General features: G+C 76.1%; 5 protein-coding genes. 4 read left to right on the forward strand and 1 reads right to left on the reverse strand.

Annotated features, from left to right (window positions below):
• A partial coding sequence (locus tag BN12_RS19145; protein ID WP_235432471.1) for a CDP-alcohol phosphatidyltransferase family protein occupies nucleotides 1-710 on the reverse strand: 710 nt, incomplete at its 3' end.
• 110 nt (nucleotides 711-820) lie between these two features.
• Here BN12_RS19145 and BN12_RS19150 point away from each other — a divergent pair.
• The 4 genes from BN12_RS19150 to BN12_RS19165 form a co-directional block, all read left to right on the forward strand.
• The gene (locus BN12_RS19150; protein WP_048555009.1) at nucleotides 821-1,852 is read left to right on the forward strand and encodes a zinc-dependent alcohol dehydrogenase; all 1,032 of its coding nucleotides are present in this window, start codon (nucleotides 821-823) and stop codon (nucleotides 1,850-1,852) included.
• Nucleotides 1,840-2,238, forward strand: a complete 399-nt coding sequence (locus tag BN12_RS19155) for a 6-pyruvoyl trahydropterin synthase family protein (protein WP_048555011.1) — start codon at nucleotides 1,840-1,842, stop codon at nucleotides 2,236-2,238. Before BN12_RS19150 ends, BN12_RS19155 begins: the two co-directional genes overlap by 13 nt.
• The gene (locus BN12_RS19160) at nucleotides 2,235-3,332 is read left to right on the forward strand and encodes a glycosyltransferase family 4 protein (protein WP_083454780.1); all 1,098 of its coding nucleotides are present in this window, start codon (nucleotides 2,235-2,237) and stop codon (nucleotides 3,330-3,332) included. Before BN12_RS19155 ends, BN12_RS19160 begins: the two co-directional genes overlap by 4 nt.
• Nucleotides 3,333-3,452: 120 nt before the next feature.
• On the forward strand, nucleotides 3,453-3,959 hold a 507-nt coding region (locus tag BN12_RS19165; protein WP_048555013.1), incomplete at its 3' end, for a lysylphosphatidylglycerol synthase domain-containing protein.

Below are 3,959 nucleotides of genomic sequence, written 5' to 3' on the forward strand. Positions count from 1 at the left end.
GCCGGCGCCGGTGCCCGGCGACGCGCCCACAGCTCCCGGGCCTGCGTGCCGAAGGAGACGACGAGGAGCGCGAGGGCGACGACGAGCGCGCCGCGGGTCGTGCCGGGCGCGAGGACACCGGCCGCGGCGACCGTGAGGACGATGCCCTGGAGCGCCGCGACCGCCTTGCGCCACCGGCGCGGTGGGGTCGGGGCCCGCAGCCACGGGGCCATGGCCTGGGCCGCACCGAAGGCGTACCGCGCGACGCCGATGGCCAGCACCCAGGCACCGGCCGACGACGCGACGAGGACGCTGAGGACGAGGATGAGGAGGGCGTCGACCTCCATGTCGAACCGCGCGCCGAGCGCCGAGTCCGTCCGCGTCCGCCGGGCCACCTGGCCGTCGACGGCGTCGAGGACGAGGGCCACGGTGGACAGGGCGACGAGGACCGGCGTCGCGGTGCGCCCCGGGCCGGCGAGGACGTCGGCCGACAGCGCGGCGACACCGACGACGAGCGTGGCCCGGGCGAGGGTGACCCGGTCCGCCGGACCGAGCCGCACGGCGGCATACCGGTCCATCCCGAGGGCCAGACCCCCCGTCACGACGACGGCCACGGCAGCCCCCGCGACCCAGCCGGCTCCGCCCAGCCCGACGCTCGCCGCGAGGGCTCCGAGCAGGACCAGCTGCGCGACGAGCCCGGCGGGCGGGCCGAGGTGAACCGAACGCATCATGCCTCCGTGGCGACGGGATGGGCGAGAGGGCTCCGCGGGAAGGACGAGGTGCGGACCGAGGAGGTTCACCGACCGGGCGAGCCCGTCCGTGTCTCGCTAGGGTCGACGGGGTGACCGCCGAGCCGCGCGCCTTCTGGGTGATCGAGCCGGGTCACGGCGAGGTCCGGGCCGTCGACCTCCCCCCGCGCCGCGCCGACGAGGTCCTCGTCCGCACGCTGTGGTCGGGGGTGAGCCGGGGCACCGAGACCCTCATCTTCTCCGGACGGGTGCCGGAGAGCCAGTACGACCTCATGCGAGCCCCCTTCCAGGAGGGCGACCTGCCGGGGCCGGTGAAGTACGGCTACCTCGCGGTGGGCGTCGTCGAGGAGGGTCCGGCGGACCTTCTCGGGCGCGCGGTCTTCGCTCTCCACCCGCACCAGACGGCCTTCGTCGTCCCGGCCTCCGCCGTCGTGCCGCTGCCCGACGACGTTCCGCCGCGGCGGGCCGTGCTCGCCGGGACGGTCGAGACGGCCGTCAACGCGCTGTGGGACGCCGCTCCGCTCGTCGGGGACCGGCTCGCCGTCGTCGGCGCGGGGATGGTGGGGTGCTGCGTCGCGCGGCTCGCCGCCGGCATACCGGGCACGCAGGTCACCCTCGTCGACGTCGACGCCTCCCGGGCCGCGACGGCGGCGGCGCTCGGCGTCGACTTCGCCCGCCCCGAGGACGCCCCCGGCGGCCGTGACCTCGTCGTCCACGCGAGTGCGACGTCGGCCGGCCTGCAGCGCTCCCTCGACCTCCTCGGCACGGAGGGGGTCGTCGTCGAGCTCAGCTGGTACGGCGACCGCGAGGTGACCGTCCGGCTCGGGGAGGGGTTCCACTCCGGGCGGTTGTCGCTGCGGGCCAGCCAGGTCGGTGCGGTGGCGCCGGCCCGTCGCGCCCGGAGGACGACGCGGGACCGGCTCGTCCTCGCGCTCGACCTGCTCCGCGACCCCGCCTTCGAGGCCCTCCTCACCGGGACCTCGTCCTTCGAGGAGCTGCCGGAGGTGCTCGCGGAGCTGACCGACGGTCGCCGGAGCGCCTTGTGCCACACGATCTCCTACCCGGGGGCCGACGCATCGTCGCCCGGGCCCGCCGACGAGAGGAGCCGACGATGTTCGCCATGACGGTGAGGGACCACATGATGGTGGCGCACAGCCTGCGGGGCGAGGTGTTCGGCCCGGCCCAGCAGCTCCACGGGGCGACCTTCGTCGTCGACGCGACCTTCCGGCGCGAGGACCTCGACCCCTCCGGCGTCGTCCTCGACATCGGCCTCGCCTCGGAGGCGCTCCGATCGCTCCTCTCCGGCCTCACGTACCGCAACCTCGACGACGTCGCGGAGCTCCGGGGTGCCAACACGACGACGGAGGTCCTCGCGCGGCACGTGGCCGACCGCCTCGCGGAGGCCATCGACCGTGGCGACCTCGGCGACGGGGCCCGCGGCGTCGCGTCGATCGCCGTCACCCTCCACGAGTCGCACGTCGCCTGGGCCAGCTACGAGCGCGACGTGTGACGCGCGTCCATGTCGTCCTCCCCGGCGGCGTCGACGACCCGGACCGCCCGAGCGGCGGGAACCACTACGACCGCCGGCTCTGCGACGAGCTGCGCACGGCCGGCCCGACCGTCGTCGAGCACGAGATCGACGGCGGCTGGCCGGCACCCACGACCGACGACCTGCGGCGCCTCGCCCGCGTCGTCGGGTCGATCCCGGCCGGTGCGATCGTCCTCGTCGACGGGCTCGTCGGGTCGGCGGCCGCGTCCGTCCTCGTCCCGCAGGCCGGCCGCGTCCGGCTCGTCGTCCTCGTGCACCTTCCGCTCGACGACGATGCCGAGGGGCGGGTGCTGCGCGCCTCGCACACCGTCGTCACGACGAGTCGATGGACCCGGGAGAGGCTGCTCACGGCATACCGCCTCGATCCTCGCCGGGTGCGTGTCGCGGTCCCGGGGACCGACCCCGCGCGGCTTACCGAGCCGTCGTCCCACGGTGGCCACCTCCTCGCGGTCGGTGCCGTCACCCCGGTCAAGGGCCACGACGTGCTCGTCGCGGCCCTCGCGCGGCTGGCGGACCTGCCGTGGGAGTGCCGGATCGTCGGCAGCCTCGACCGTGACCCGGGACACGCGGCCGCGGTGCGCCGGAGTGCGAGCGGACCCGCCCTCCGTGGGCGGGTCCGTCTCCTCGGCGCCCTCCCGCGACCGGCGCTGGAGGAGGTGTATGCGACGAGCGACCTCCTCGTGCTGCCCTCCCGGCTCGAGACGTACGGGATGGTGGCCACCGAGGCGCTCGCCCATGGCATACCGGTCGTCGCGACGGACGTCGGCGGAGTGCGGGAGGCGCTCGGCGAGGCGGACGCGCCGGCCCTCCTCGTCCCGCCGGAGGACCCGTCGTCCCTTGCCTCCGCCGTGCGCGCGTGGCTGTCCGACCCCGACCTGCGCCGCGTCCTGCGGCGCAGGTCACGAGGGCGGTGGCGGTCGCTGCCGTCGTGGGCGCAGACAGCTCGAGAGGTGGCGGCGGCCCTCAGCGGGCAGGATGGCGGAGAGGGTCCCGTCGGGACGGGGCCCGCACCGACGGGTGAACCCGCGTCACCCCCGCACCGTCCTCGTCGGTGAGATCTCGCTCGGGAGGCCATGTCGATGGAGGGACCGCTCGCCGCACGCGGACGGCGATCGGCCGTGCCCGCGGACGAGGCAGCAGTCCCGCCTGCGGACGAGGCGGCGACATGCCGGCACGTGTCGCCTCGGCGCTCGCTCTGGGCGTGGCTGCGGGCCGCCGCGGGCCTCGCCATCCTCGTCGTCGTCCTGTCCCGTCTCGGTCGGGGGTCGGTCGTCTCGGGAGTGCGGGCGCTCGACCCCGTCACCGTCCTGCTCGCGACCGGGCTCACCGCCTGCTCGACCCTCTGCGTGGCGTGGCGATGGCGGCTCGTCTCGAGCGGACTCGGCCTGTCGCTCCCGCTGCCGGCGGCGCTCGCCGGGTGCTACCGCGCGCAGTTCCTCAACACCGTCCTGCCGGGCGGAGTCCTCGGGGACGTCGAGCGCGGCGTGCGCCACGGACGGGGCGAGGGCGACCTGCGTCGAGGTCTGCTCGGCGTCGTCGGTGACCGCGGGGTCGGTCAGCTCGTCCAGGTCGTCCTCGCCGTCGTCCTCCTGTCCCTCCTGCCCTCACCGGTCCGGCCGCTCCTGCCCCGGCTGCTCCTGCCGCTCGGCGTGCTCGCCGTCGTCGCCGCGGCGCTCGCCGTC

The organism is Nostocoides japonicum T1-X7 (assembly GCF_001046855.1).
In the GTDB taxonomy this organism is placed as follows: domain Bacteria; phylum Actinomycetota; class Actinomycetes; order Actinomycetales; family Dermatophilaceae; genus Nostocoides; species Nostocoides japonicum.